This is a genomic window from Ensifer sp. ENS11 (genome assembly GCF_014851895.1).
In the GTDB taxonomy this organism is placed as follows: domain Bacteria; phylum Pseudomonadota; class Alphaproteobacteria; order Rhizobiales; family Rhizobiaceae; genus Ensifer; species Ensifer canadensis.
In genome coordinates this window covers 112,601-137,211 of the sequence record NZ_JACVAN010000017.1, presented here as the reverse complement: position 1 = coordinate 137,211, position 24,611 = coordinate 112,601, and the positions used below count along the sequence as shown (strand labels likewise).

The window sequence follows — 24,611 nt, the reverse complement described above, 5'->3', positions numbered from 1 at the left end:
AGGTGGAGCAGCCCATATAGTGATGGATCTTGTCCTTGCCGATCGAAAAGCGCGAGGTGCCATCCGGCATCAGGCCCTGGCCCTGGGTCGAGCGGATCGCCGTGCACAGGTTGGTCTTGCGCGACAGACACGACGGGCAGGTCCGGCACTCCGGCGTGTAGAGCGGGATGACATGGTCGCCCTTCTTGACCGAGGTCACGCCCGGGCCGACATCGACGACGACGCCGGCACCTTCATGGCCGAGGATCGCCGGGAACAGACCTTCGGGGTCGGCGCCGGAAAGCGTGAAATCGTCGGTGTGGCAGATGCCGGTCGCCTTGACCTCGATCAGAACCTCGCCGGCCCGCGGGCCTTCGAGCTGAACGGTCATCACTTCCAGCGGCTTGCCGGCCTGAACGGCGACGGCGGCGCGTACATCCATCTATTTTCTCCTTGAACTAACAATGATTTCGGGTGGCATCGACAGAACGGCCAATGTCGCCCGTTGGAATCGGCAATGAACTAACGAATAGTCTGTTGAACGCGATTGAGCTCTATCTCAAGAGCGGCAATGGCCCTGCCAGTCTGTTCGTGCAATTTCTTGACGAGAGCCAGCTGCTCTCGAAGGCTCTCGCTCGAAACGGTCTTCGTCTCATCATCCGGCGCGCGGCCCATGCCGGCGATCAGCCAGGCGGGCGTAACACCGAGCACGCCGGCGAGCATGAACAGGCGGGTGGTGCGCGGCTCCGCACGGTCGCGCTCCCAGGCGGCAACCGTTTCCACTCTGACGCCGAGCTGATCGGCAAGGTCCTTGGTCGAGAGGTTGGCCGCGTCGCGCGCGCGCCAGATGCGCCCGCCCAACGTATCTCCGTCGCCGGTGTCGCGCAGGCGAGCAATCATCGTTTCGGTGGACAAGCGCATGGATATCTCCTTTGCCACGGTCACGTTCAAAGGTCCCGGTTTCTGATCAGAGAAGTAAGAGCGCTTCTCCTCCGGGGCGGAAGATGAAATGAGCTTATAGGCATTCGGCCCGTCAGGGACCACCCCGCAGCGGCAAAAACACGGTCAAAAGCGGCTCCGACCATGAAACATGTCTTACCGTGTCGTACCCGTATGCGTTGAAAAGTGCTGCGAACGTTCTAAAGTGGCGCAGCCCAATCGGAACAAGCCCATGACCGCGTCTGCATCGACAGCAGCCAATCCCCAGAACACGGTAATGCAGGGCGTCGCCATCATGCTCTTTGCCATGATCATCCTGCCAGGCATGGATGTGATCGCCAAGTACATGGCTGTCGTCGAGGGCATGGCGCCGGCACAGGTGACGTTCTATCGATTCTTCTTCCAGCTTGTCGCCACGCTGCCCTTGCTCATTACCGTTGGTGGTCTGCGGGCGCTGCGCCCGAAAAGGCTCTGGCTCAACCTGCTGCGCGGCGTTCTTCTGGCGGCGGCGGCCTTGTTCTTCTTCATTTCGGTGAAATACATGCCGCTCGCCGATGTGTTCGCGATCTATTTCGTCGAGCCGTTCGTCCTGACCTGCCTGTCCGCGCTGATCCTGCGCGAGAAGGTCGACTGGCGCCGCTGGCTGGCAATTGCCGTAGGTTTTGCCGGTGCAATGATCGTCATTCAGCCCAGCTTCGCCGTCTTCGGCGCAACATCGTTGCTGCCGGTCGCCTGTGCCTCGGTCTTTGCCTGTTATCTCCTGCTGAACCGGGCCGTCGGAACGGCCGACAGCCCGCTGACGATGCAGACGATTGCCGGTATCGGCGGAACGCTGTTCATGGTGGGGGTGATTGCGATCGGCGATCAAATGGGTGTCGCGGACTTCGAGCCGTCTCTGCCAAAGACCGCGCTCGGCTGGGCGCTCGTCGTCATCCTCGGCTCGCTTTCGGGCTATGGCCACCTCCTGGTGGTCAAGGCCTTCCAGGCGGCAACCGTTTCCCTGCTGGCGCCGTTTGCCTATTTCGAGATCGTCACCGCGACAGCGCTTGGCTATCTCATCTTCGGAGATTTTCCATCGGTCTCGAAATGGCTGGGGATTGCGATCATCGTCGTGTCAGGACTTTTCATGATCTGGCGCGAACGACGGGCCAGGGATCGCTTCATCGAAGCGCCCTGAAACATCCCTCTTCCTAATAGTCCCAAATTCAGGCTTGGTCGTTGCGGGTCGGGCCGAAGACCGTTTCGAAGGCTTCGCGCAGGCGCATGTCCACATCCGGCACCATCACCGGCAGGCCGAGATCGACGAGGCTGGTGACGCCGTAGCCGCGGATGCCGCAGGGCACGATGCCGCCGAAATGGTCGAGATCCGGATCGACGTTGAGCGAGAAACCGTGAAAGCTCACCCAGCGGCGCAGGCGAATGCCGATCGCCGCGATCTTGTCTTCAGCCGTAGACCCGTCCGGAAGTGACGGTTTCTCCGGACGGCGAACCCAGACGCCGACGCGATCCTCTCGGCGTTCGCCTTTGACGTTCATCGAACCAAGCGTCGAGATGACAACGCTTTCCAGCGCGGCGACGAACGCCCGCACGTCCTGTCGCCGACGCTTGAGATCCAGCATGACATAGACCACCCGCTGGCCAGGGCCGTGATAGGTGTATTCACCGCCGCGGCCGGTCGCAAACACTGGGAACCGATCGGGCATCACGAGGTCTGCCGCGTCGGCGCTGGTGCCTGCGGTATAGAGCGGCGGGTGTTCCACCAGCCAGACGAGCTCGTCGGCGGTGCCGGCGGCAATGGCGGCCGCTTCGCGCTCCATCGTTTCAACCGCCTGTGGATAATCGACGAGGTGATGGGCGATCCGCCAGCGAACCGGGGGTGATTCCGGGGGGGCGAACATGTCCTGGCTCAGATTTTCGCGCTGCATTTCCGTCTGCATTCCTGTTTTGATCCCCTGTACATGGGACGGCGCGCGACAAGAGTCCAGCGTTTGCAGGGCTTCGCGGGGAGGCTGTTGAAATAGTTTCTTTTCCCGTCAAATTTCTGTCGTCATGCCCTTGTGCACCCCAGAGGCTTTTGCTACATGCAGCCCCGCCGGAGCAATTCGGCACCTACCACGATGCGGTCGTGGCGGAATTGGTAGACGCGCAGCGTTGAGGTCGCTGTGGGGCAACCCGTGGAAGTTCGAGTCTTCTCGACCGCACCAAAGAAAACCTGCTTCGGCAGGTTTTTTTGTTTTTATCCCTATACTTAGCGCAACGGTGTCCCACGTCGGGACCATGCGTGGGACATCTGTTCGTTCCATTGCACCAAGCGCGAGTTTCCGGCTTCAATTCGTACGAATTACGCCACGGCGTCGTGTTCCTCGCGCGCAGCTTCCCAGACTTCCCGCGCTGCATCCAGGTTCATCAGTGCGATCCCCAGCCCAACAATTAAATCCGGCCAAGCCGACTGCCACAGGTAAGCCGTCGCCAGGCCCGCGCCGATGATGGCGACATTGGCAAAGGCGTCATTGCGGGCAGACAGGAATGCCGCCCGCGTGAGGCTGCCGCTTCCATGGCGGTATGCGGCGAGAAGGTATGCACAGAACAGGTTGATCAGGAGAGCGCCAAAGCCAGTCAGGGATAGTGCAAAGGGCTCAGGCGGGATTGGATCCATGAACTTCGCCCAAGCCGTCCATAAGAAGGCCAGCGCGGGGACCAGAAGAATGAATGCCATCGCCATACCGACACGTGCACGGCTCCGCGCTGTCCAGGTGAGCGCAAAGAAGATCAGGATGTTCACGGACGTGTCTTCGAGAAAGTCGACACTATCGGCCAAGAGGGAAACGGAGCCGATGGCAAGCGCAACGAAGAATTCAACCCCGAAGTAGCCTAGGTTCAATAAGGCGACGATGAGCACGACGCGGCGTAAATTGTTATCCACTAAGGGTTTCCTTCATCCACTAAGGGTTTCCTTCAGAGCTACCGAAATACACCATCGACAATTTTGACGCACTTGCCAGCAATAGATTGCTATCCTGAGCGTTAGGTTTCGAGATATGCACTGCTCATGGAAGCCTCTGCCAACGCAGCCAGCAATGCCGGCTGCGCACCGGTCGCCTTAGACGGAGGTGCTCTGATCACCGTCGTCCGGCTGATCGCGAACCGCTTGCTGGTGCGTCTGGCGCAACGCGAGATCGGTACCGGTGCGGAAGGTCAGATGGAGCGCTCCCTTCGACAGGCAAGGCGCATTTGGGTGAAGATGTGGAAGGCTTGATCGACGGCGAGCGGCCGCCGGAGCTTGCGGCAGCGATTCGGCAGAAAATTGGCTGGTTGCGCCAACAGTGAGAAACGGCTTAGCCGACCGTCTATAGTCACCTTGTCTTGAGTACGTTCGCCTGCACCGGGTGCTCGATGCCCTTCAGCGAAAGCAGACGGGTCTCGGAGCCATCGATGAAGTCCGGCGCTTGGGCGGCCGTCTCCGCTGATACCAGGATCTCGCCGGCACCGGCCTGGGATTCGAGCCTTGCAGCCTGATTGACGGTGCCGCCGATTGCGGTGAAATCGCTGCGGAAGCTTGAGAATTCGCCAATCTCGACATCGCCGGTATGGATGCCGACACCAACGCCGAGCGTATGACCAAGGGTGCCTTCGAGGACCAGGTTCGAGCCGTCCAGGGCTGCGTGATGTCGCTGTATATCCATCGCCGCCTTGATCGCAGCACGAGCATGATCCTTTATCTCGATCGGGAAGTTGAAGATCGCCATCAGGCCGTCGCCCATCTGCTTGTTGACGATGCCGTCATGCGCCCAAACCGCCTGCGCGCAGCGATCCTGGAAAAGGCTGACAATTTCGCTCAGCTCAAGCGCTTCGATCCGCTCCGACAGATGCGTGAACCCCCGCATATCTGCAAACAGGATGGTAGCGCGGGTGGTTATGTGGCGTTGCTTCTTGACGTAACGGAAGGAGCGTTCGCAGATCGTGCAGATGTTTGGATTCATCTTGCTTCGGGTGATGCCGAATGCGCGGAAGGGAAGGGCAAGCGGGCCGCGGATCGGGATAGGTACGCGCATCTGATCCCAGCAGCCCCGGCATATGTTGGCGTTGCTGTGATGGGCAGGCTCGGGGGAAGAGGCAGTCGTCATGCCCTGCAATCTCGTCAGGCCGCAGAAACCTTTTGGTCGCGCGTTAATAAACTTCTAATATTCAGTTGCTTTTGGCAACTCGTGGTTTGGATCGGGCGACAATAAAGGCGCGGCGTATTCTGCTGCGCGTCTCACCCTGCAGTGTCAGCCGACTGCCGCCCGCCAGAACATCCGACTTCGCTGGTAACCCGAAAAGTGCGAGGGAGGGAATTGCGAGGGGGGAATAACGGAAGTCGCGGTTACGCTTGCGCTTTGCGATCCGCGCAAGGGGTGACCGGCGGAGATGCTTGGCGCGCGCTCCGCTCCTCGAAAGCTGGATTGTTCATTGTCCAGCTTCCCCAAGCTTTCGCCTATCGCGCTTCCACCGGTCTTCGAGCTTCTCTTTCGAGGATAGGCGCTCTTTGCGGCACCTTCGTTACTCGGCGAAAGCCCGAACCGGCAGCTGCTGTCATTTAACCGTGCCGTCGGGCGAAACTTGTTGTGTTTCGTCGCCGGTGCTTGAACCTGCGGTCGGCGCGGTATTCGTCGGTGCCGGTATCCGGCCCTGCTTGTTGTCGATGCTGCCGGTGTGCTCCGGTGATGGTTGCGGTTGGATCTGGTCGACTGCCGTGGTCCGTTCGCTATCGCTGTTTTCGCTCCAGATTTCGGTGCCTCCCCACACAAGCAGCGCCAGAAACAGGCCAGCACCGAGGATTGCCAGAACACGCACACCCAGCGGACCCTGACGGCTTTCGCGCGCCGTAAAGTCCTCCCGGTCGGGATCATGTGTTGCTGAGATAGGATCGCCTCGCTCATCCAGATATTTGCTCATCGGATGACCTCCGTTGTTGTCATCGTAAACAACGGGCATAGAACAACAATGTTCCGTCTTGAGGCAAATCGCCCGGTCATTGGCCAGGGATAAGAGAAGCCGGAACGCCAACGAATTGGCGGCCCGGCTTCATATGTCATTTCAGCATGAAACGTGATGTTCAGTTCGACCAGGTGTCGGCGACACTGCGACGCACGAGCTTGTAGCTGTGATCGGGTTGAACTTCGTAGGTTTCGTAGACCATGGTGCCCTGGTGCAAGAAGCGGTTCTGAATCATCGTACCCGGCGCCGCCTGCGTCTTTCGCATTGGACCTGTCTCGCCGTAGGTGAGGCTGCCCGGTAACGGCTCGAGGTTGGGGGGGGCGGTGTTGCATCCCGCCAGAGCGAGAAGGGCGAGGATTGCGACATGCGTCGGTCTCATAGGCTGATCCTTGATTGAAAACCTGTGTTTGACACTAGACATTTGGTCCTGGGACGAAAAGCTCGGGTTCGATTGATATACTGCAGTCTGCTCGATCTCCTCGGTGGACGGCGCTCGCCAGGTCAGTTTCGCGCCAACTCGCTTGTGGTTTCTCGAACTTCTTGACGGCGCGCTCCCGCTTCAGTCGCGACAGGCGCTGGATCCAGAAAATGCCGTCGAGCTGGTCGATCTCGTGCTGGAGACAGACCGCCATCAGGCCGTCAGCGTCTTCCTCGACAGGCGTACCGTCGAGTGTCTGGTACCGAACGCGCACCATCCCGGGGCGCTCGACGTCTTCGGAAATTCCCGGCATCGAAACGCTGCCTTCGGCATGTTTGACCATGTTGGTCGAGTGCGAGACGATCTCGGGATTGACGAAGATACGCACACCACTTTCGCGGTCGAGTTCGATCACTGTCAATCGCTGCAGGATGCCTATGTGCGGCGCGGTGATACCGATCCCCGGTGCCGCGCGCATCGTGTCGAGGAGGTCGTCCGCAAGCGCACGCAAGGCGGCGTCGAACTCTTCGACGGTCTTTGCTTCCCGGCTCAGCAACGAATCTGGAAAACGAAGGATGGGGTGGATCGCCATCTGAAGCTCCTCGGCTGCGGCCGCATAGTGCTATCCGATCGCCCCGTCGATGTCGACTACGCGTGCGCACGAGCGTTTCCCATGTCTTTGCAACAGCTTGAATAAATCTGTTGCCGCAGTGGCGACGTCCGCGTCTGCGATGTGGACCTCGGCAAGGCTTTGCGCTAGCAGGGCTGTAAGGCCCAATTCTGAGAGGAAGATCTGGGCGGCAAAACCGGCAGTGATGTACCCTTTCCAGAACCGCGCTTGGCGGGCTGGAAAGTTGGCAATCGTTTCGAGGGCGCGCTCATGAGCAATACCGGCGACGACGACCGCGATTCCGAAGAAATCCCCGCCTATGATGGGGCGGACATCTATGCCGAAGACGGTTCGGTGCGCTCCGACTTCCTGATGCATGTCGGCGCGGCGATTGCCGACCGCGACACGATCTATCTCCGCCAACACGTCGCCGGCCTGCACTCGTCCGAAATGGGCGACCTGCTCGAGGCGATCCAGCCGGAACAGCGCCTGGCGCTCGTCTCGCTGCTTGGCAAGGACTTCGATCTTTCGTCGCTGACCGAAGTCGACGAGGCCATTCGCCTCGACATCGTCGAGCATCTGCCCAACGAGCAGATCGCCGAGGCGCTTGGCGAGATGGATTCGGATGATGCCGTCTACATTCTCGAGGATCTCGATCAAGAGGACCAGGACGAGATCCTGGCGAAGCTGCCCTTTACCGAGCGCGTTCGCTTGCGTCGTTCGCTTGATTATCCCGAGAGCACAGCCGGCCGGCGCATGCAGACGGAGTTCGTCGCGGTGCCACCGTTCTGGACCATCGGCCAGACGATCGACTATATGCGCGAGGACGCGGACCTTCCGGAAAGTTTCACGCAGATCTTCGTCATCGATCCGACCTTCAAGCTCCTGGGTGCCGTTGATCTAGACAAGGTTCTGCGCTCCAAGCGCTCGATCAAGGTCGACGCCATCATGCGCGATACCAGCCATGCCATTCCAGCGGAGATGGATCAGGAAGAGGCGGCGCAGCTCTTCGAGCAATACGACCTTCTTTCGGCTGCTGTGGTGGACGACAACGGCCGGCTCGTCGGGGTTTTGACCATCGACGATGTCGTCGACGTCATCCAGGAGGAGGCGGAGGAAGACTTGCTGCGTCTGAGCGGCGTCGGCGATGAGGAGTTGTCGGACTCGGTCGCCGACGCTTCCCGCTCACGCGTCCCGTGGCTGTTCATCAATTCGATGACGGCCTGTATCTCCGCCTCTGTCATCGGCCTTTTCGATGCGACGATCCAGCAGATCGTGGCGCTTGCCATCCTCATGCCGATCGTCGCGGGCATGGGTGGCAATGCCGGCTCGCAGACGATGACCGTGACGGTGCGCGCGCTTGCGACCCGCGGCCTCGACATTCACAACGCGCCACGAATCATCCGGCGCGAAGCGGGGGTGGGTCTCTTGAACGGCATGATCTTCGGCACGCTGATCGGCCTTCTGGCCGGCCTCTGGTTCCAGGATCCGAATATCGGCGGCATTATCGCCACGGCGATGCTCATCAACATGATGGCCGCGGCCCTTGCCGGCATCATGGTTCCGCTCCTTTTGGAACGCTTTGGCGCCGATCCGGCGGTCTCCTCCGCCGTCTTCGTGACGGCTATTACCGATATCACCGGCTTCTCCAGTTTTCTCGGTATCGCCACCTGGTGGTTTCACGTCACGTGACGTTGCCGGTTGTTTGACTTTTACGTCAAGGTCAACGATAGTGATGGTCAAGAAATCATGGAATGGCAGCGTGAATAAGTACTATAGCATTACCGAATTGACGCGGGAATTCGGCATTTCGACCCGAACGCTGAGGTTCTATGAGGACGAGGGCCTCATTCATCCGGAGCGTCGCGGACGGACCCGCATGTTCCGCCCCGCGGATCGCCGGTTGATACAGGAGATTCTCCGGGGTCGGCGCATCGGTTTCACGATCGCCGAGATCCGCGAGATCATTCAGGTCTATAAGGACCCGCCCGGCGAACTTGGTCAGCTGCAGTTGTTGATGAGCCGCGTCGAGGCGAAGCGCGAAGAGCTCCGGCAGAAGCGCAAGGATATCGAGGACACGCTCACCGAACTAGACAATGTCGAGGAGGCATGTCTGACGCGTCTCGCCGAGATCGGCGTCGGCACCTGATTGGGTACCATTCAGCGCATGAAGATTAAAAAGGTGGCTTTGGCCGCCTTTTTTATTGTCTATAAGCAGCCGATCAGATCCAGCGGCTCGTATGCCGGCAGTAGCGCTCGAACTCGAAGCCGAAGCGCGAAAGCAGATGCCGCTCCTCGTTGCGAATGGCGAAGATCGTGGTCAACATCACCGCCGCAATCGCCATGATGAAGAACCAAGGATTGAGTGTGATCAGGCCAAAGCCGATCATCATCAGCGTGTAGCCGAGATAGATCGGATTGCGCGTGAAGCGGAACGGTCCGTAGGTGACAAGGCACGTGGCGCACCGCTGCGGAAGTACGGCGGTGTGGCGATCCAGCAGCGTCTTGACGGCCCAGAGATCGAGCCAGATTGCTGTCGCGACAAGGATGGCGCCCGAAATCCAAGGCACCCAGCCGTGGCCATGAACCACCGGGATGGGCGAATATCGTGCAAGCAGCAAGGCTGCGAGGGTGGCGGTCCCGTAGAGCAGGGCCGGCCATGGGAAACTCAGCGGCTTGGCACGATAGGCATTCATGTCCTAGTCCCCTGATTGCACGTCCATTGTGCACTGGCCGGCGATTCGCGCAATGCGTTCATCCGTGTTCACGTTGATCTTTCCCCTGTTCAGGTCGTCGAACAGGTTCTGTTCCACCAGACGGTCGAGCGTACATCCGCAAAAGGCGTCACAAGGCACGGCCGGATTGCCACGGCCGCAGGCCTCGACGCAGTTGGTGCGGTAGGCCTGCTTGGGATCCGGCAGTGTCGGCGGCGAGACCAGTGAGAAGAGATAGACCAATCCGATGAGCAGCGGCTGGTGGAGGAGGTATATGGCCAGACTGTGACGCCCCCCGAAGATCAGCGCTTTCGTCCACAGCCGTCTCTTTCCGTCGTTCACCGGGCGCTTGGCAAGCCATGCCATCAGGCGTGCATGCACAAGCTTTGCGGTGCCGAGACCGAGGAGGAACGGTGCGAGCCACGGCAGCAGCGGCACGTAGTCGTTCGAGCGCGGAATCGTTTCGGAAAGGCCGACCCACCAGAGATAGGGTGCGTCGAAGATCGCAGAGCGGAGATAGAGCGGAGCGGCAAAGGCGGCGGCTGCAGCCACGAACGAAACGATTGCCGGAAGCGGCAGGAAGAGAAGGCCGACGAGGCTCGCCGCGGCAATCGAATGGAGGATCCCGAAAAATATGAAGGTGTTGGGGAAGGCGAACCAGGTCGCAATGCTGATAACCGCGGCCGCGCCGGCAATCTTGGCAAAACGACGCATGAAGGCATCGAAACGTATCCTCGGCCGTTGCCCGAGCACGAGGCTGTAGCCCGCCAGAAACAGGAAGCTGCTGGCGATCAGGCGCGCAAAAATCTTCCACCCGCCGGTACCGGCGGTCCCAGCCGCGACATAGCCAAAGAATTCCAGATCCCAGACGAAATGGTAAAGCGCCATGGCCACCAGTGCCAGGCCGCGCAGCACATCGATAAAGACGAGCCGGCGATGGGCGCTCGTCGTTGGTTGCGGTTCAGCGGTTGAGGTCATGTTGCTATCGGACATGGTGTTCGCCATCCTGTTGGCGCCAATGAGATTGGCAGGTCAGGCTTGCGCCAGACCGGCTTTGATTGCTTGGAAATGGAATATACGGCTGGATTCCCGTCCTGAGATATCCGAGACGCGTGGCGCGAGCAGTTAGCGGGCGGCGTCTTCCAACAGGGCCGCGCGCGCCTCCGAGAAGAACTGCCGGCGGGTCAGAACGAAAATGACGAAGATTGTCAGGCCGACGAAGGCGTAGGGGCTGATGAACCAGCCGAGATAGCCGATCGACAGGAAGATCGCCCTGAGACCGGCATTGAAGTGCTTTGCGGCGAGCACGTTCATGCGCACCGCGCGTTCGGCCGCGATCTCGGCGGCGTGCCGGTCGCGTATCATGTCCGCCGTCATCGGTATGCCGCCCATGAGGATCGAGCAGTAGTTGAACAGGCGATAGGACCAGCCGAACTTGAAGAAGGAATAGCCGAAGAGGCAGGTGAGCCCGGCGACCTTCAGCTCGAAGGCCGTTCGGCCCCCGTGGAAGACATAGGGCATGTCGGCGAAGATCATCTGCACCTGCTCGGTCGCGCCCAAGAGAGCGAAGCAGCCGCCGAGCGCAAAGATTGTTGTCGAAGCGAAGAAGGCGGTGCCCGCCTGCAGCCCGGCGATGATCTGGGTGTCGATCATTTTCAGGTCTCGGTTGAGCGAATTGCGAATCCACCGGCCACGATGCTCGTTCATCAGCCGCGTGAGACTGATGCGTTTGAAGCCACGGGTACCGTCTGTTGCCCAGCTGAAGCCGGCCCACAGCAGGATGAACACGGTAAGTGCTATGTAATCTTCGAAGGTCATACACGTGTTTTTGGCATGGCTTTTGGAAATTGCAAGGTGGGCGCGCCTGTGGAGAATCGGCGCTGCATCAACTAGTGTGATGAAATTGCGGCGGAATTTCTTCCCGCAAAAATGCGCGAACCCCAACGTTTGCTGTGTTGACCGGAGTGCGGATGCGCCCCTGTCACCTTTTCGCCATATTTCACCGTTGCGTCTTTACACTTTCTTCAGTATGGATTGCGCCATGCACGGGCCCTTGATGTGTGGCCCGCAGCCGTTGAGAGTTTTTCGGAGACATCATGGACAATACAATACAGAAGTCTTGCTGGGGCGTGACTGCTCGCGCCGTAGCCGGTTTCGCTGGCGTTCTTGTTCTTGCTTATCTTTTCGGCGGCCTTTGATACCCAAAAGTCCTCTGATTGACAGCGCGGCTTCCCGGAAGCCGCGCTGTTTTGATTCCGGGCAGTCGTATCGCGGGTTCGGGCGGCTGCGGACCGAATCGTCGGCGCAATGTCGCACCAACGGGAACTTATGTCGGTTGATCGCCTGATCGACAGGGATAGGATGGCTTAGAGTTTGATCCTATATCTAAGGGTGACGGTATTGCTTCGGTCCTGAGGAGGGATCGAGTTTGTATCGACTGTGCAATCATGCATATGACCGCATCCGGCGATGGGCCGGCGGCATATGTTCAGGCTCCGGGCAGGCAATTCATGTTTCTTTCCGTCTTCGACGTCTTCAAGATCGGCATTGGTCCTTCGAGTTCGCATACGATGGGCCCGATGTCGGCCGCCAATCGCTTTCTCGAACTCATCCTGTCCGACGAATGGCCGCGTCCGTCGCATGCCTCCGTCGCCGCCATCAAGGTCAGCCTGCACGGCTCGCTTGCCCACACCGGCATCGGCCATGGTTCGGGCAGGGCGGTTGTGCTCGGGCTTGTCGGCGAGCGTCCCGATCGCGTCGACCCCGACCGCATGGATGCACTGATCGACGACGTCGAGCGCACCGGGCGCATAACGCCGCCGGGCCATCCATCTTACGAATTTCAGCCGAAGACCGATCTGATCTTCGACAAGAAGGTGCCCTTGCCAGGCCACGCCAACGGCATGTCCTTTTCGGCCTTCGACAAGGACGGCCGCCTTCTGCTCAAGCGCATCTACTATTCGATCGGTGGCGGTTTCGTCGTGACCGATACGGAACTCGAAGCGATGCGCGCTTCCAAGAACAAGCCTGCTGGCGTCAAGGTCCCGTTCCCCTTCAGCACTGCCCAGGAAATGCTCGACATGGCCGCCCGCTCCGGCATGACCATCGCGCAGATGAAGCGGGCAAACGAAGAAACCACCATGTCGCCGCAGGAACTGAATGAGGGGCTCGACCGCATCTGGGGCGCAATGAGCAGCTGCATCGACCGCGGCCTTAGCCAGGACGGCATCATGCCCGGTGGTCTCAAGGTGCGCCGGCGCGCCCGCTCCATTCACGACAAGCTGCAGGAAGAGTGGCGCTCCAACAAGATCAACCCGCTGCTCGCCAACGACTGGTTGAGCGTCTACGCCATGGCGGTGAACGAAGAAAACGCCGCCGGCGGCCGCGTTGTGACGTCGCCGACGAACGGTGCCGCCGGCGTCGTTCCGGCGACCATCCGCTATTACATGCATTTCCACGACGATGCCGATCAGGACGGCGTTCGCGACTATCTGCTGACGGCAGCTGCCATCGGCGGTATCATCAAACACAACGCCTCCATTTCAGGCGCCGAAGTCGGCTGTCAGGGCGAGGTCGGTTCGGCCTCGGCCATGGCGGCAGCGGGCCTTGCTGCTGTCATGGGCGGTTCTCCGGAGCAGATCGAAAACGCCGCCGAGATCGCGCTCGAACATCATCTCGGCATGACCTGCGATCCGGTCGCCGGCCTGGTACAGGTGCCTTGCATCGAACGAAACGCACTCGGCGCCGTCAAGGCCGTTACTGCAGCGTCGCTGGCGCTCAAGGGCGATGGTCAGCATTTCGTGCCGCTCGATGCCTGCATCGAAACCATGCGCCAGACCGGCGTCGACATGAACGAGAAATACAAGGAAACGTCCACCGGCGGCCTGGCGGTCAATGTCGTCGAATGTTGAGCGGCGCACGAACGATTGTGGATGACGCTGCGCAATTCGCTTGACCGTGACGGCCGGACGGGTGTTCAAAAACAGCCATGTCTCTGCATCTCATAAAGCTCTGCGTCGGAGCGGAATCGATCGATGATCTGCGCGAATGGGTTTCGCGCAAGGCCCTGGCTGCGATTGCCGCCGGCCTTGAACCGCATTCATACCACACCACCCGAATGGTGCCGAAACGCATGGACGAGCTGCTGGAAGGCGGCTCGCTCTATTGGGTCATCAAGGGTCAGGTTCAGGCGCGCCAACCGCTGATCGGTATCGAAACCTTTACGGACGGTGAGGGGATCGGTCGCTGCAATCTGCTGCTCGGACCCGAAGTCGTTGAAACGGAGCTGCAGCCGCGTCGGGCCTTCCAGGGCTGGCGCTATCTCAAGGCTAACGAAGCGCCTCGAGATCTGGCGTCGCTTTCGGGCGATGGGGCCGAAATGCCTCTCGAGCTCCGGCGCGAGCTTGCCGAACTCGGTCTGCTCTAAGAGCCTTTCCAGGAAGAGTGCGAAGCGGTTTTCCGCCAGGAAACGCGAAGAACCAAAGAAATAGAACGCTTCAATGGCTCCGTTTAGGACGGAGCGCTCAACTGCATGTTTCCTTAAATCCTATTCGATTTAAGGATAAAAACATGCAGCAATTCAAAGCGCTGCAGCGACCTTTGCGCGTCTAATAAGACGCGCGGCGCTGTGGCCAGACGAAAAAGGCGGCCGAAGCCGCCTTTCAATCTCAGTCTATTCAAAGGATGCGCATCTTCAGCGGGTGGCGACGACCGGGTGCCGTCACGTGAAGATGGATGCCGGCGCGTGGCTGTGTCGAGCGCCAGGCGCGTGCACCATGGGTCAAGAGCATGCCTACCAGATCCTTGGTCTTCGCCTTCGGGCGGTTCAGACCGAGATCGGCAATGCGCATCGCTGCCTCATGCAGCGGATGCAGATTGATGCGCGACGGTTTCGCCCGTCGCCCGGGCAAGGGAGTGACACCCGGAACATTCTCGTTCATTGCCATAACTAACCTCGTACGCTTTACAAAACCGAGGAGGGTGGTCGGACTAACAGATCGGCCACCGAAACTAAATGCCGTCTACTGCTGGGCAGCCCAGCAGGAAATGCCTTTCTTCTTCAACGTCTTGCATGCGTTTACCGCTGCATTCTGGTCGTCGAACCCGCCAAAACGAGCGCGGTAGAGCTGAGCACCGCCATTGCTGAAGGCGACCGTAAAGGGCGTTGCCTTGCTGAGCGCCTTGCCACCCTTGTCCTTGGCGTTGCCGAGCAGGGTCATGGCCTGTTCCTTGTCCGGCGTCGCACCGATCTGGATGACCCAACCCTGGGGCTGCGGTACAGCCTGCGGCTCGGCTTCGGCTGCGACCGGCTCGCGCTTGGGAACGGAGTTGGTGATCTGACCGTCGACCATGCCTGCGGCAACCGGCTGACGCGACAGCTTGATGCTCTGGGCGTCAAGCGTATTGGGGACGATCTTCGGCGACAGGACCGGGTTGTCCGATGCGCGCTTGGTGCCGGCATAGGCCATCTGCACGCTGTTGGTATTTTCGCCACTGTAGCGCACGGACGGAACCGGTCCGGTGTTCGGCAGGTCGAGGCCAGCGGCAGTTGCGACCGGGCTGGAGACCGGCGTTTCCGCGACCTGCGCGACAGCGATAGGCTCTTCGGCGACAGGCGCAACCGGCGTCGGTGCGGTTTCAGCGATCAGGTTGCCACCGCCGCGGCGCGATGCCGCCGGCATGTACTTTGCCACCAGGCGACGCATCTGGGCGTCACGGCTGGCGCCAGAGGTGCCGCCCATGACGACGGCGACGATGCTGCGACCCTCGAGTTGAGCAGAGGTCACCAGGTTGAAGCCTGAGGCACGGGTGTAGCCTGTCTTGATGCCATCGACGCCACGCACATTGCCAAGCAGGCGATTGTGGTTGCCGATCGTCTGCTTGCCGAAGCGGAAGCTGCGCGTGGAGAAGTAATCGTAATACTGTGGAAAATGCTGGCGAAGCGCGAGGCCGAGGCGTGCCTGATCGCGGGCCGTGGTGCGCTGTTCGGTATTCGGCAGGCCGTTGGCGTTGCGATAGGTGGTGCGGGTCATGCCGAGCGCACGCGCCTTGTTGGTCATCATGCGGGCAAAACGCTGCTCCGAGCCACCCAGCAGTTCGCCAAGCGCCGTCGAGGCGTCATTGGCGGAACGGGTGACGAGCGACAGGATCGCCTGCTCGACCGTGATCGATTGCCCCGCGCGCACGCCGAGCTTCGAAGGCGGTTCGGCGGAAGCGTTCTTGGAGAAGGGAACAGGCGTTGACTTGCTGATCCGACCGGCTTCGAGCGCCTCGAACGCCAGATAAAGCGTCATCATCTTGGTCAGCGAAGCGGGGTAGCGCAACTCGTCGGCATCTTCGCCGTAGAGAACCTTGCCGGTTTTCGCGTCGACGACGATGCCCGAATACTTCGGGTTGGCCAAAGCGGGTGCTGCGAAGGCAACCGATGCGACGGCGCCCGCAAGGACGATCCGTCCTACCATCTTTGAAAAGGCGCCGAACGGGCGTTTCGCGAGATCAAGAAAACCTGATTGGGACACTACGCTGCTCTTCATTCTCATGTCATGGGTGTTGTCCGGACGCCGCCTCCGGGAACGACCGTTCCTGAGACAGTATCGGCATAGCGTTACCAATCGGTTTATGATGAATGATTGGTTTCCGGAATCGGACGCATTTGTACAGAGGTGATACCGGTGTAGCGCAATGGTGCGGCGCACAAGCCAGCATCACACCACTTGGACAAAATCAGGGCACGAGATGGCTTTTCACGAAGCCACCCACAGCATTGTCGATTTCGCGCCATTGCGGCAGCAGATTGCGGGAGAAGCGGTAAAGGACGACGAGATCCTTGCCGGCATGAATATCGCGCTGGCAGTCCGCACTCGTGGAGGCCTCGTTCGCGCGAGGCTCCAGACAGCGCACGACGTAGGGTGGCTCCTTTCCACGCGCAGCTGTGAAGAAGGCCTCGCCGGCATAGCTCGACGTCGCCTTGACGCCGTGCCGCGTCAACCCATTGGGGCCAGGGCCTGTGGCGCCCTCGAAGACCTGGGTGTAGATGGGGTCGAGCCGACCGGACATGTCGCGCGACATCGTGCTCTGCGCGATCTGCAGGAAGATCAGGGCCTCCGGACGGCTGACGTCATTGAAGAGGTTGCGGTTGTCGTCGCTGTACCCCTCGAGCGCTGGCCATGTCACGTAAACGTCGACCCGTTCGGCGATCGACGTCGCCCGCTGGTTTTCAAAGCGAATGACGTTGGCGGGCAGGCGTAGGTGATCCTGACCGATGAAGATATCGTAGGGCACGAGGCTTGACGTGTGGCCGGCCAGTGCGAGGTTTTCCCCGAACCAACGCCCCGACAGGGAAAGTGCGGCGGTGATCGCGGCAAGCAGGACAACGACCGCGGTGATCTTGTAGACGAAGCGCCTCGAAAGGAGCGGGCTGAGTTCCGGCTCCGAGTTCCCGTTGGAAGAGGTGCTCATCGATGGGGCGTCCCGTCGCGGTAGCCGCGCGATATGTGGCGGTTCAGCTGCCGCTGGTCGGTCGGCAGCGCAAGTTGGACTCTGGCAGGGGTGGCTTGCCTGACGCTGGTCGAAGGTGGTTAATTTTCGATTAAATAGGCGCGTCTTCCGCTTGTGCGCGCCTGATCTCGGCGCGCTGGGGTGGCCGAGAACAAGAAAGCCGGCTCCGAGGGACAGCGGAACCGGCCAGGGCCTGGTCTGAAACGGGGATGGGACTGACCGAAGCCCGGATAACTGATCGCGGCGCGGGAAATCACCCAACCACGCCGCGGTCATTCTGTGAGGGTTACTGGGTGCGGACGCTGCCGACTGCGACCGTGCGGCCATCCTGCAGCTTGACCCAGCGGCCAGCATGTTCGGTCGACTGCCGCTTGAGGTATGTGTATTCGGTATCCGACCACAGCAGCACTTTGTTGCGCATGTTGTCGAGGATGAAGTCGCCGCGATCGGTGCGCACGGTCAGGACCGCGTGGCCATCGCCATTCGGCTGAAGGACGACAGTGATCAAAAGGTCAGAGCCGGCGAAGCCGCTTTCGATGAGTTTGCGGCGCTTCAGCAAAACGTAGTCTTCGCAGTCGCCGACGCTGTCCGGGTAGGACCACTTTTCCTCGACGCCGTGGATTTCCATGTCGGTCATCGGCGTGACCGCCTGGTTGACGTCGTAGTTGACCTCGAGAATTTTCTGCCAGCTTTCGCGCGTCAGGACCATCGGGCCGCGATCGGCGCCGTTCGAGCGGCATTCGCCCGGATTGATCTTGCAGAACTCATAGTGGCCGATCGGCGGGTTGGTCGCACCGGTCACGGTCATGTTCGCCGGAAGGGCCATTGCGCCTTCGACCAGGCCGCCGGTCAAAAGTGCGGCGACAGCGATCATCTTGGTGATTGTCTTGAGCATGATTGTCTCCCCGTTATGGTTCGACAATGGCACGGACATTTTTATCGCTGGCGAATATGCGAGGTAAAACAAAGTACAAATGAAAATCGTATCAGAATAAAATAAGAACAGATTTTGAGATATATTTTAGTCGAATTTGATTCAAATTTTATCGATCTTGAACGGCCGTCGAGCACGCAAGTGGAATCTGTTAAGCATCTAAATGGTTGCAAGAGTGGGGTTTTGTGAGCGCATATCGACGGATAGCGTGCCAATGCCCGGGTGCATGGCGGCAGCTGGATGTGTCGGGGAGGGGCAATTTCGCCACTTTGCGTTTGGCCGCAATGCTTGATTTCAACGTGAAATCAACGCGACGAGCGAAAATACGGAGAAAAATTATTTGAAAAAAGTTGTGCCGAAAATCGGCAAAGGGAGCCACGGGCTGTGCTGAAATGGAGCAACAAGGCGCCGCGGTCGGAACGGACGCCCGGAAACATCGGTTCGATCGTCGAGAGTGTTGGGCCGGAATAGCCCCGATCCAGGGCGGTCTACCGCGTCGGCGTTGCCGATTATGCTCGGCCGCATACGGATGCCGCCGAGGACGAAGCGTCACGATTGAGGGCTGGCAATGCCGTTGAGGCGGCGGCCGAAATCGCCCAAAGCGCTATCGCGCAAACGAACGCAGCGATTTTGCGATAACGTCATGCGCATCACAAGAGTTTGAGGCGCAGTCCGCGGATACGACTGCTTAAATCCTTAAATCGGAATCGATTCAAGGAGAGAATCATGCAGCAGATTTAAAGTGCTGCAGCGTCCTTTGCGCGTTGACGCGCGGCGCCGTAGAGGCCGCGACGCGGTTTAGAGGAATTCCGTCAGGGCTTCGCGGGACTGGACGCCCGAGAATTCGATGGCAACGCCTTCCTGGAAATGACGGACAATCTTGCCCTTCATGTTGCCGAGCTTGATTTGCGTGCCGATCGGGGGGCGGTTTTCAATGTCCACCGCGGCGCCGGACATCGAAAGGTCGATGATGCGGCAGGGATACTTGGCACCGGTATCGAGCGTCAGCTCGGTCAGCGTCTTGCGCGGAGCAAGACGATCGTGGCGACGATCTTCGGGAAGGCCGAGTTCGTGCTTGTTGGCAATCCACGTCAATTGCGCCGCAAGCTTCTCGCGCTTGCGCTCCGTGGCGTTGAGCTGGATGACGAAGGCGTTTTCGGCGAGCCGAGACACGGTGCCTTCGAGCCGGCCGACGTGATCGATGTAGGCAATGATGCGTTCGCCGGCACGTGGGCGGGCTGGCGATAACAGAAGCACGTCACCCGGTGACATGTCGACGGCGGTGCAGTCGAATTCGTCGTGGTTGGCAAGCATCAGTCGCCCGGTAAGGTTCACCGAGACGCGCTGAAATGCGCCTTCCTGGTGCGGCTTCGGACCGGTATTTTGAGCTTGCTGGAACGAGAACATGATCACTCTGCATGACGTATCTTGGCAGGCAAAGCATAGTGCGGTCCGGTTAATAGAATGTTCGCCCTGCGGTTGGTGGCTGCGCGGATCTTGGCACAGGCGTTTGTCAGGCGTCGCGGCCGCCCTCGAAGACGCGCAAGTGTTGCACCTGCCGGATTCCGGGAGAAAATGCCTCGTCCATGGCCGGTTCCCTTAGGAGCGCCGCCGTCCGATCCGGATCGAGCACTCTGAGGCCCCTAACATCGAGACCGCTGACCGGTGCGGCGTGCAACCAGTACGGGCGCGACAATGGTGAGAGAGAACCGAGAATGCGGTCACTGTGACCTTCGTTGGAGGCGAGGGGAAGGAGCAGAGCCTCGATCTCCAATTCTCTCCTGTCTTCCGTCAGTGCAATCGCCGACAGCATGACGGGCACGTGTCGTGCCATCACCTGCGTGCTGACTTGAAGCGTTCTGCCAGCCTGGGTCCCGAACCAGAGTGTACCGAACTGCTGGCCGCGCAGTTCCTGGCCGAAGAGGGCGCAGACATGCGTTCCAGCCAGGCGGAATTTTATACTGGCGAAACTGTCCCTCTCGAGGATGAAGAGCTCAGGCAGGAGTGTCCGGATGGCCGACGGTTCGATTTCGTCGCGACGCGGTAGTTCACGGTCGCCACGAATGAGGTTCCAATACTGGAACAACTGCGTTGATGTCTTGCTGCGCATGATGTCGTTCATTCCATTTCGCGCGATCTGTGTGCCGATCCGGCACAAATTCGACCGCTCATACCGGTTGTCCTGATGACAGAGCGAATTCCGTGCCACCTGGAAATTAAGGTTAACAAACGGTTTCGATTGCTTCGGCCGCAGCGGGCTGGCACCTGAATGAACATCACTTCACGAAGGATTGCCTTCGGCACAGATTTTGAGCTCTGGGTATTGGGAGCTCACCGACCGTTCAGTTTTTACTGGACGGTCTTTTTTTGTTTGCTTATGGCTGGGCGCGCTGTCCGGCGATGCGCAATTGCCCGGCCGACTGGGTCGGATTGAAACGGACATGCGGACGGAAGAGAGCAGCAGCCATGGAACGAGATCAGGCAGCGACGCCACCGGAGGCGGAGCGGGAAGGCGCCGTCCAGCGCACGCACGAGCCCGCATTCAACCTGCCGGCGGGGCTGACGTGCATCCTGTTGTTCCTCGTCGCTATTCATGCGCTTCGCACCTATGTCTTCTCGAGCAGTCTCGACCAGGATATCATCCTGAACTTCGCCTTCCTTCCAGCGCGCTATGATCATCCGCTTGCCGAGCAGAGCCTTGCGTGGCTCTGGAGCCCGGTGACGTATTCGTTCCTGCACGGAAGCTGGGAGCACCTGATCTTCAATATCTTCTGGATGGTTGCCTTTGGGGCACCGGTGGCCCGGCGCATCGGCATGGCGCGGCTGGCTCTCTTCTGGGCTCTTTCGGCCGCCGCTGCCGTAGCACTTCACACAGTATTTCACTGGGGCGAGATGATCGTCGTGGTCGGCGCCTCGGGGGTCGTTTCGGGCTTCATGGGTGGCGCGGCGCGATTCGTGTTTTCGCCAAGCGGCCGCATCAGTCGGCAGTTCGCCCACCTCAATCGCAGGCTTTCCTTCAGCGAGGCGCTCTCCAATCGCTCAGTCGTCGTTTTCAGCGGCATCTGGTTCCTGACGAATTTCCTCGTCGGGTTCGGCATGTTCACGCCTGGCGGAGCCGACAGCGTGGCGTGGGAAGCGCATATCGGCGGTTTCCTCTTTGGCTTCCTCCTGTTCGCGTTGTTCGACCCACGCGATTGAGAACGCACCGATCCTGTTGCGATCATTGTCAGAACGCTTGATTTCCCGGGAACGCTGGCGCACCATTTGAAACGGCCGATATTGTCCATGGACGGTGCGGCCCGTGAAGGCCGGGTGCTCAAAGGTATAGCGCGTTTCTGAGGAGCGACGCGTCAGCCTTGCAGGTACCGGAGTGGGTATAGGTTCCGTTGCCCGACTGTGCCGCACACGACAGGCTGGAACCTTCCCCGCCGACCCGGCGTCGTCGCAACGGGGAGAAGTGCGCATGTCAGTAAAAGCGATACTCAATGAAAAGGGCCGGAACGTCGTGACCGTCGGTCCTCGCATGACGGTTCAACAGGCCGCAGTCCTTCTGCGTGACAATCATATCGGCGCAGTGATCATCATCGATGCGGATGATCAGATCACCGGCATCCTGACCGAGCGCGATATCGTCGCCGCCATTGCCAAACATGGCGCTGCCTGTCTGGAGAAGCCGGTCTCGGCCGTGATGTGGCAGAACGTCTATTGCTGCACCGAGGAAATGTCCGTCGATACGCTGATGGAAATGATGAGCAAGCTGCGAGCCCGTCATCTGCCAGTTGAAACGAATGGGCACCTGGCCGGCATTATTTCGATCGGTGACGTGATCAAGCATCACATTCGCGCGATGGAGCAAGAGGCCGAGCACATCAAGGCCTATATAGCTGGATAATTGAAAGGGGCGGTTTCCGCCGCCCTTTTGTTGTCCGTCTGCGGCGCAATCTCGAACAGTCGTGCTGAACGCGCGCTGGCACTTTCCGCCATCGCTAAATGTGCGACCGGTACAGCAATCCCTTGGAGCAACGCGGAAACCTGGCATTGCGCCCGTTGTCAGCGAACCAGGACTTCCTGCATCCGGCGGATTTCGGCGAGCTTGGCTTTCGCTTCCTGATAGCCGCGATCAATCGCCTCTCCGGCGCGGTGGAATTCCGAGAGCCCGATGTCGTTGAGCTTCGGATGGAGGGCCAGATCCGGAGGATCGCCGGCAAGGCGCGCACGCGAGATGCGATCCTGAATGATGTTGAAGGCCTGAACCATGACGCTGGTCATGCCCATGCGCGCCGAGTGGTGCGTCGGCTCGTTGATGGCCGGCATATCCAGGGTCTCTGTGCCGGCGCTGTGTTTGACCACGGCAGAGCGGCCATAGAGATCGTAGTTAAGGTTCACGGCAACGACGAGCTGCTGTTCATGCGCACGGCATACCGAAACCGGTACGGGGTTGACCAGTGCGCCGTCCATTAATGTCCGGCCGTTGGCATTGATCGGCTCGAAGATGCCGGGAAGGGCATAGGACGCGCGGATGGCGGTGATCAGAGAGCCCTTTTCCAGCCAGACTTCGTGGCCGCTATGCACCTCGGTTGCAACCGCAATGAACGGTCGGTCGAGGCTCTCGATGCTTAGGCCCTTGAGATGCTCCTGCATGCGCTTGGTCAAGCGCAGCCCACCGAAGAGGCCGCCGCCGCCGATGGCGAAATCGAGCAGGCCGGCAATGCGTCGTACAGTCAGTGACCGGGCAAATGCTTCCAGTTCATCGAGCTTGCCGGCGAGATAACAGCCACCGACAAGAGCGCCGATGGAGGTACCGGCGATCATGCCGACCTCGATGCCTTCTTCGTCGAGCGCTCTGAGCACGCCGATATGGGCCCAGCCGCGAGCGGCGCCGCCGCCGAGCGCGATTGCGATCTTGGGCGGTCTGGGCGGCACGGCGGGTTCAGATGGTGTTGTCGAGAGTGATGACCCGTCCGGGTCGGTCAGGTCGGCAATCTGGCTGCTACGCGTAAAAGTCCAGTTCAACATCCGGCACCTCCAACACCGCCGAACACGTGGCAGCGCAACACGTCCTTCAGAATGCGCGAAGGGCGTCGTGGCGCTCCATGCATTGACTCAAACTTCCGAAGACCAGATTCGATCCTGGAACGACGCAATAATTTTGAGCGCACTTGTCTGGAGGAAAACCTGCCAAGCCGGCGCTGGTGCCGGCCTTGTCCTTATTCATCGCTGAAAGACTGGCACCGTTATTCAGATTACCATCGATCCTGTCGCCGCGTGCGGCGGGGCCGATAAACATTCACTACAGTTTGCAATGTTACCCGGCTTGCGGCCGTTCCCAGGGAAACTGCATCCTTGCCGAAGGATTAGGCGCCCGCTGGGTTACCAAAATATCAACGCAGTATGCACCCGCCCCAAAAAGATGCGCAATGCTTAATTTTTGTCATAAACCTCGGTCGGGTCGAAATGCCTGATGTCGTCGGTGATCGTAACGGTAGCACGGCCGCCATCGGTGCCGACCGTTCGATAGAAGCAGGAGCGGCGGCCGGTGTGGCAGGTTGCGTCGTGTCCGGCGACCGACACCTTGAGCCAGATGGCGTCCTGGTCGCAATCGGTGCGAATCTCTTTCACCGTCTGAAGATTGCCGGAGCTCTCGCCCTTCTTCCAGAGGCTCTTTCGGGAGCGGCTGTAATAGTGGGCGACGCCGGTCTCGATCGTCAGCGCCAGCGCTTCGGCGTTCATGTGCGCGACCATCAGCAACTCGCCGTCGCGTGCGTCGGTGACGACGGCGGTGATCAGCCCCTTTTCATCGAAGCGGGGCGTGAAGGCCGGACCGTTTTCCAGTTCGGCATTGTTGGAGGAGGGGGTCTCGAATGTGAGCGTCATGAAAGGCTCCGTTGGTAGGAGCCTTACTTGAAGCCCCGCAGCATCGTCATGAAACGGGCCTGTTCGGCCGGTTCGGTCTGGAAAGTACCCGTAAATGTGGTGGTCAGCGTTGTCGAGCCTTGCTTCTGAACGCCGCGCATCGCCATGCACATATGTTCAGCCTCGATCATCACCGCGACCCCGCGGGGCGCCAGCGACTCGTCGATCGCCTTGGCGATCTGGGCCGTCATCGATTCCTGCGTCTGCAGCCGGCGACCATAGATATCGACCACGCGGGCGATCTTCGAAAGCCCAAGAACCCTTCCATTCGGCAGATAGGCGACGTGCGCCCTTCCGATGATTGGCACCATGTGGTGTTCGCAATGGGAATAGAACGGAATGTCCTTGACCAGCACCATGTCGTCGTAGCCGGCAACCTCTTCGAAGGTCCGGCCGAGCACGTCTTCGGCTGCGAGATCGTAACCACTGAAAAGCTCGCGGTAGGACTTGGCTACGCGTGCCGGCGTATCCAACAGGCCCTCGCGACTCGGATCATCACCTGCCCAGCGCAGCAGAACGCGCACGGCGTCCTCGGCCTCTTTTTGCGTCGGCCGGTCGCTCGCATTGTCGAGCACGGGGAAATTCTTCACTATGGCATCCATAATGGCCTCTTTGCGCAATACGGGGATT

At 59.9% G+C, this 24,611-nt stretch carries 27 protein-coding genes, 1 tRNA gene and 1 pseudogene; 9 read left to right on the top strand and 20 right to left on the bottom strand.

Annotated features, from left to right (window positions below; all coding sequences use genetic code 11):
• Both IB264_RS25890 and IB264_RS25885 read right to left on the bottom strand, forming a co-directional pair.
• Positions 1–421, bottom strand: a 421-nt coding sequence (locus IB264_RS25890) for an alcohol dehydrogenase catalytic domain-containing protein (RefSeq protein WP_158268944.1), incomplete at its 3' end; no start/stop codon positions are given.
• 80 nt (positions 422–501) lie between these two features.
• Complete coding sequence (locus IB264_RS25885; protein ID WP_025426701.1) at positions 502–900, bottom strand: helix-turn-helix domain-containing protein; 399 nt, start codon at positions 898–900, stop codon at positions 502–504.
• Positions 901–1,150: 250 nt separating this feature from the next.
• Here IB264_RS25885 and IB264_RS25880 point away from each other — a divergent pair, with 250 nt between their 5' ends.
• Positions 1,151–2,095 carry a DMT family transporter gene (locus IB264_RS25880; protein ID WP_025426702.1) on the top strand — a complete coding sequence of 315 codons (945 nt, stop codon included), beginning with the start codon at positions 1,151–1,153 and terminating at the stop codon, positions 2,093–2,095.
• A gap of 28 nt (positions 2,096–2,123) precedes the next feature.
• Here IB264_RS25880 and lipB read toward each other — a convergent pair whose 3' ends face one another.
• Positions 2,124–2,843, bottom strand: a complete 720-nt coding sequence (lipB, locus tag IB264_RS25875; protein WP_038576894.1) for a lipoyl(octanoyl) transferase LipB — start codon at positions 2,841–2,843, stop codon at positions 2,124–2,126.
• A 194-nt stretch (positions 2,844–3,037) separates the two neighbouring features.
• On the opposite strand from lipB, the gene IB264_RS25870 reads away from it, so the two are divergent.
• A tRNA-Leu gene (locus IB264_RS25870) sits at positions 3,038–3,122 on the top strand.
• Positions 3,123–3,259: 137 nt separating this feature from the next.
• Here the strand turns inward: IB264_RS25870 and IB264_RS25865 are convergent.
• Positions 3,260–3,841 carry a cation transporter gene (locus IB264_RS25865; RefSeq protein ID WP_025426703.1) on the bottom strand — a complete coding sequence of 194 codons (582 nt, stop codon included), beginning with the start codon at positions 3,839–3,841 and terminating at the stop codon, positions 3,260–3,262.
• Between the two features lie 126 nt (positions 3,842–3,967).
• Here IB264_RS25865 and IB264_RS25860 point away from each other — a divergent pair, with 126 nt between their 5' ends.
• Complete coding sequence (locus IB264_RS25860; RefSeq protein WP_025426704.1) at positions 3,968–4,174, top strand: hypothetical protein; 207 nt, start codon at positions 3,968–3,970, stop codon at positions 4,172–4,174.
• 97 nt (positions 4,175–4,271) lie between these two features.
• Here the strand turns inward: IB264_RS25860 and IB264_RS25855 are convergent, their stop codons facing one another.
• The 4 genes and pseudogenes from IB264_RS25855 to IB264_RS25840 all read right to left on the bottom strand — a co-directional run.
• Positions 4,272–5,042 (bottom strand): adenylate/guanylate cyclase domain-containing protein, encoded by a 771-nt coding sequence (locus IB264_RS25855; protein ID WP_025426705.1) that lies wholly within the window; start codon positions 5,040–5,042, stop codon positions 4,272–4,274.
• A gap of 448 nt (positions 5,043–5,490) precedes the next feature.
• Positions 5,491–5,853 carry a hypothetical protein gene (locus IB264_RS25850; protein ID WP_025426706.1) on the bottom strand — a complete coding sequence of 121 codons (363 nt, stop codon included), beginning with the start codon at positions 5,851–5,853 and terminating at the stop codon, positions 5,491–5,493.
• 160 nt (positions 5,854–6,013) lie between these two features.
• The gene (locus tag IB264_RS25845) at positions 6,014–6,274 is read right to left on the bottom strand and encodes a hypothetical protein (RefSeq protein WP_025426707.1); all 261 of its coding nucleotides are present in this window, start codon (positions 6,272–6,274) and stop codon (positions 6,014–6,016) included.
• A gap of 148 nt (positions 6,275–6,422) precedes the next feature.
• Positions 6,423–6,905 (bottom strand): annotated as a pseudogene (locus tag IB264_RS25840) (peptide deformylase); the annotation flags it as partial.
• A 288-nt stretch (positions 6,906–7,193) separates the two neighbouring features.
• Here IB264_RS25840 and mgtE point away from each other — a divergent pair.
• Both mgtE and IB264_RS25830 read left to right on the top strand, forming a co-directional pair.
• Complete coding sequence (mgtE, locus tag IB264_RS25835; RefSeq protein ID WP_025426709.1) at positions 7,194–8,615, top strand: magnesium transporter; 1,422 nt, start codon at positions 7,194–7,196, stop codon at positions 8,613–8,615.
• A 70-nt stretch (positions 8,616–8,685) separates the two neighbouring features.
• Entirely contained in the window at positions 8,686–9,072 is a 387-nt protein-coding gene (locus tag IB264_RS25830) for a MerR family DNA-binding transcriptional regulator (RefSeq protein WP_025426710.1), read from the top strand.
• A 73-nt stretch (positions 9,073–9,145) separates the two neighbouring features.
• Here the strand turns inward: IB264_RS25830 and IB264_RS25825 are convergent, their stop codons facing one another.
• The 3 genes from IB264_RS25825 to IB264_RS25815 form a co-directional block, all read right to left on the bottom strand.
• The gene (locus tag IB264_RS25825; RefSeq protein WP_025426711.1) at positions 9,146–9,619 is read right to left on the bottom strand and encodes an isoprenylcysteine carboxylmethyltransferase family protein; all 474 of its coding nucleotides are present in this window, start codon (positions 9,617–9,619) and stop codon (positions 9,146–9,148) included.
• Between the two features lie 3 nt (positions 9,620–9,622).
• Complete coding sequence (locus IB264_RS25820) at positions 9,623–10,630, bottom strand: DUF1624 domain-containing protein (protein WP_057205114.1); 1,008 nt, start codon at positions 10,628–10,630, stop codon at positions 9,623–9,625.
• A gap of 132 nt (positions 10,631–10,762) precedes the next feature.
• A complete protein-coding gene (locus IB264_RS25815; protein WP_025426713.1) occupies positions 10,763–11,455 on the bottom strand; it encodes a DUF599 domain-containing protein in 693 nt (230 codons plus the stop codon).
• A 692-nt stretch (positions 11,456–12,147) separates the two neighbouring features.
• Between IB264_RS25815 and IB264_RS25810 the strand changes: the two genes are divergently transcribed.
• Positions 12,148–13,548 carry an L-serine ammonia-lyase gene (locus IB264_RS25810; RefSeq protein WP_025426714.1) on the top strand — a complete coding sequence of 467 codons (1,401 nt, stop codon included), beginning with the start codon at positions 12,148–12,150 and terminating at the stop codon, positions 13,546–13,548.
• A 77-nt stretch (positions 13,549–13,625) separates the two neighbouring features.
• Complete coding sequence (locus tag IB264_RS25805) at positions 13,626–14,063, top strand: DUF1489 family protein (RefSeq protein ID WP_025426715.1); 438 nt, start codon at positions 13,626–13,628, stop codon at positions 14,061–14,063.
• 250 nt (positions 14,064–14,313) lie between these two features.
• On the opposite strand, the gene IB264_RS25800 is transcribed toward IB264_RS25805, so the two are convergent.
• From IB264_RS25800 to IB264_RS25775, 6 genes are all read right to left on the bottom strand, one after another.
• Positions 14,314–14,583, bottom strand: a complete 270-nt coding sequence (locus tag IB264_RS25800; protein ID WP_025426716.1) for a hypothetical protein — start codon at positions 14,581–14,583, stop codon at positions 14,314–14,316.
• Between the two features lie 75 nt (positions 14,584–14,658).
• Positions 14,659–16,176 (bottom strand): D-alanyl-D-alanine carboxypeptidase, encoded by a 1,518-nt coding sequence (locus tag IB264_RS25795; protein WP_025426717.1) that lies wholly within the window; start codon positions 16,174–16,176, stop codon positions 14,659–14,661.
• Between the two features lie 184 nt (positions 16,177–16,360).
• The gene (locus tag IB264_RS25790; protein ID WP_025426718.1) at positions 16,361–17,095 is read right to left on the bottom strand and encodes a hypothetical protein; all 735 of its coding nucleotides are present in this window, start codon (positions 17,093–17,095) and stop codon (positions 16,361–16,363) included.
• 325 nt (positions 17,096–17,420) lie between these two features.
• Positions 17,421–18,029, bottom strand: a complete 609-nt coding sequence (locus IB264_RS25785; protein ID WP_025426719.1) for a transglutaminase-like cysteine peptidase — start codon at positions 18,027–18,029, stop codon at positions 17,421–17,423.
• An 837-nt stretch (positions 18,030–18,866) separates the two neighbouring features.
• On the bottom strand, positions 18,867–19,475 hold the full coding sequence (locus IB264_RS25780) for a PilZ domain-containing protein (protein ID WP_025426720.1): 609 nt from the start codon (positions 19,473–19,475) through the stop codon (positions 18,867–18,869).
• A 106-nt stretch (positions 19,476–19,581) separates the two neighbouring features.
• A complete protein-coding gene (locus IB264_RS25775) occupies positions 19,582–20,190 on the bottom strand; it encodes a PAS domain-containing protein (RefSeq protein WP_051509159.1) in 609 nt (202 codons plus the stop codon).
• Positions 20,191–20,534: 344 nt separating this feature from the next.
• Between IB264_RS25775 and IB264_RS25770 the strand changes: the two genes are divergently transcribed.
• The gene (locus IB264_RS25770; RefSeq protein ID WP_025426722.1) at positions 20,535–21,266 is read left to right on the top strand and encodes a rhomboid family intramembrane serine protease; all 732 of its coding nucleotides are present in this window, start codon (positions 20,535–20,537) and stop codon (positions 21,264–21,266) included.
• 265 nt (positions 21,267–21,531) lie between these two features.
• Positions 21,532–21,960: a CBS domain-containing protein gene (locus IB264_RS25765; protein ID WP_025426723.1), complete on the top strand. Its 429-nt coding sequence runs from the start codon at positions 21,532–21,534 to the stop codon at positions 21,958–21,960.
• A gap of 158 nt (positions 21,961–22,118) precedes the next feature.
• Here IB264_RS25765 and IB264_RS25760 read toward each other — a convergent pair whose 3' ends face one another.
• The 3 genes from IB264_RS25760 to folE form a co-directional block, all read right to left on the bottom strand.
• Complete coding sequence (locus tag IB264_RS25760; protein ID WP_025426724.1) at positions 22,119–23,084, bottom strand: patatin-like phospholipase family protein; 966 nt, start codon at positions 23,082–23,084, stop codon at positions 22,119–22,121.
• 405 nt (positions 23,085–23,489) lie between these two features.
• The gene (hisI, locus tag IB264_RS25755) at positions 23,490–23,942 is read right to left on the bottom strand and encodes a phosphoribosyl-AMP cyclohydrolase (RefSeq protein ID WP_025426725.1); all 453 of its coding nucleotides are present in this window, start codon (positions 23,940–23,942) and stop codon (positions 23,490–23,492) included.
• A 23-nt stretch (positions 23,943–23,965) separates the two neighbouring features.
• Entirely contained in the window at positions 23,966–24,583 is a 618-nt protein-coding gene (gene folE / locus IB264_RS25750; protein ID WP_025426726.1) for a GTP cyclohydrolase I FolE, read from the bottom strand.
• Positions 24,584–24,611: the final 28 nt, after the last annotated feature.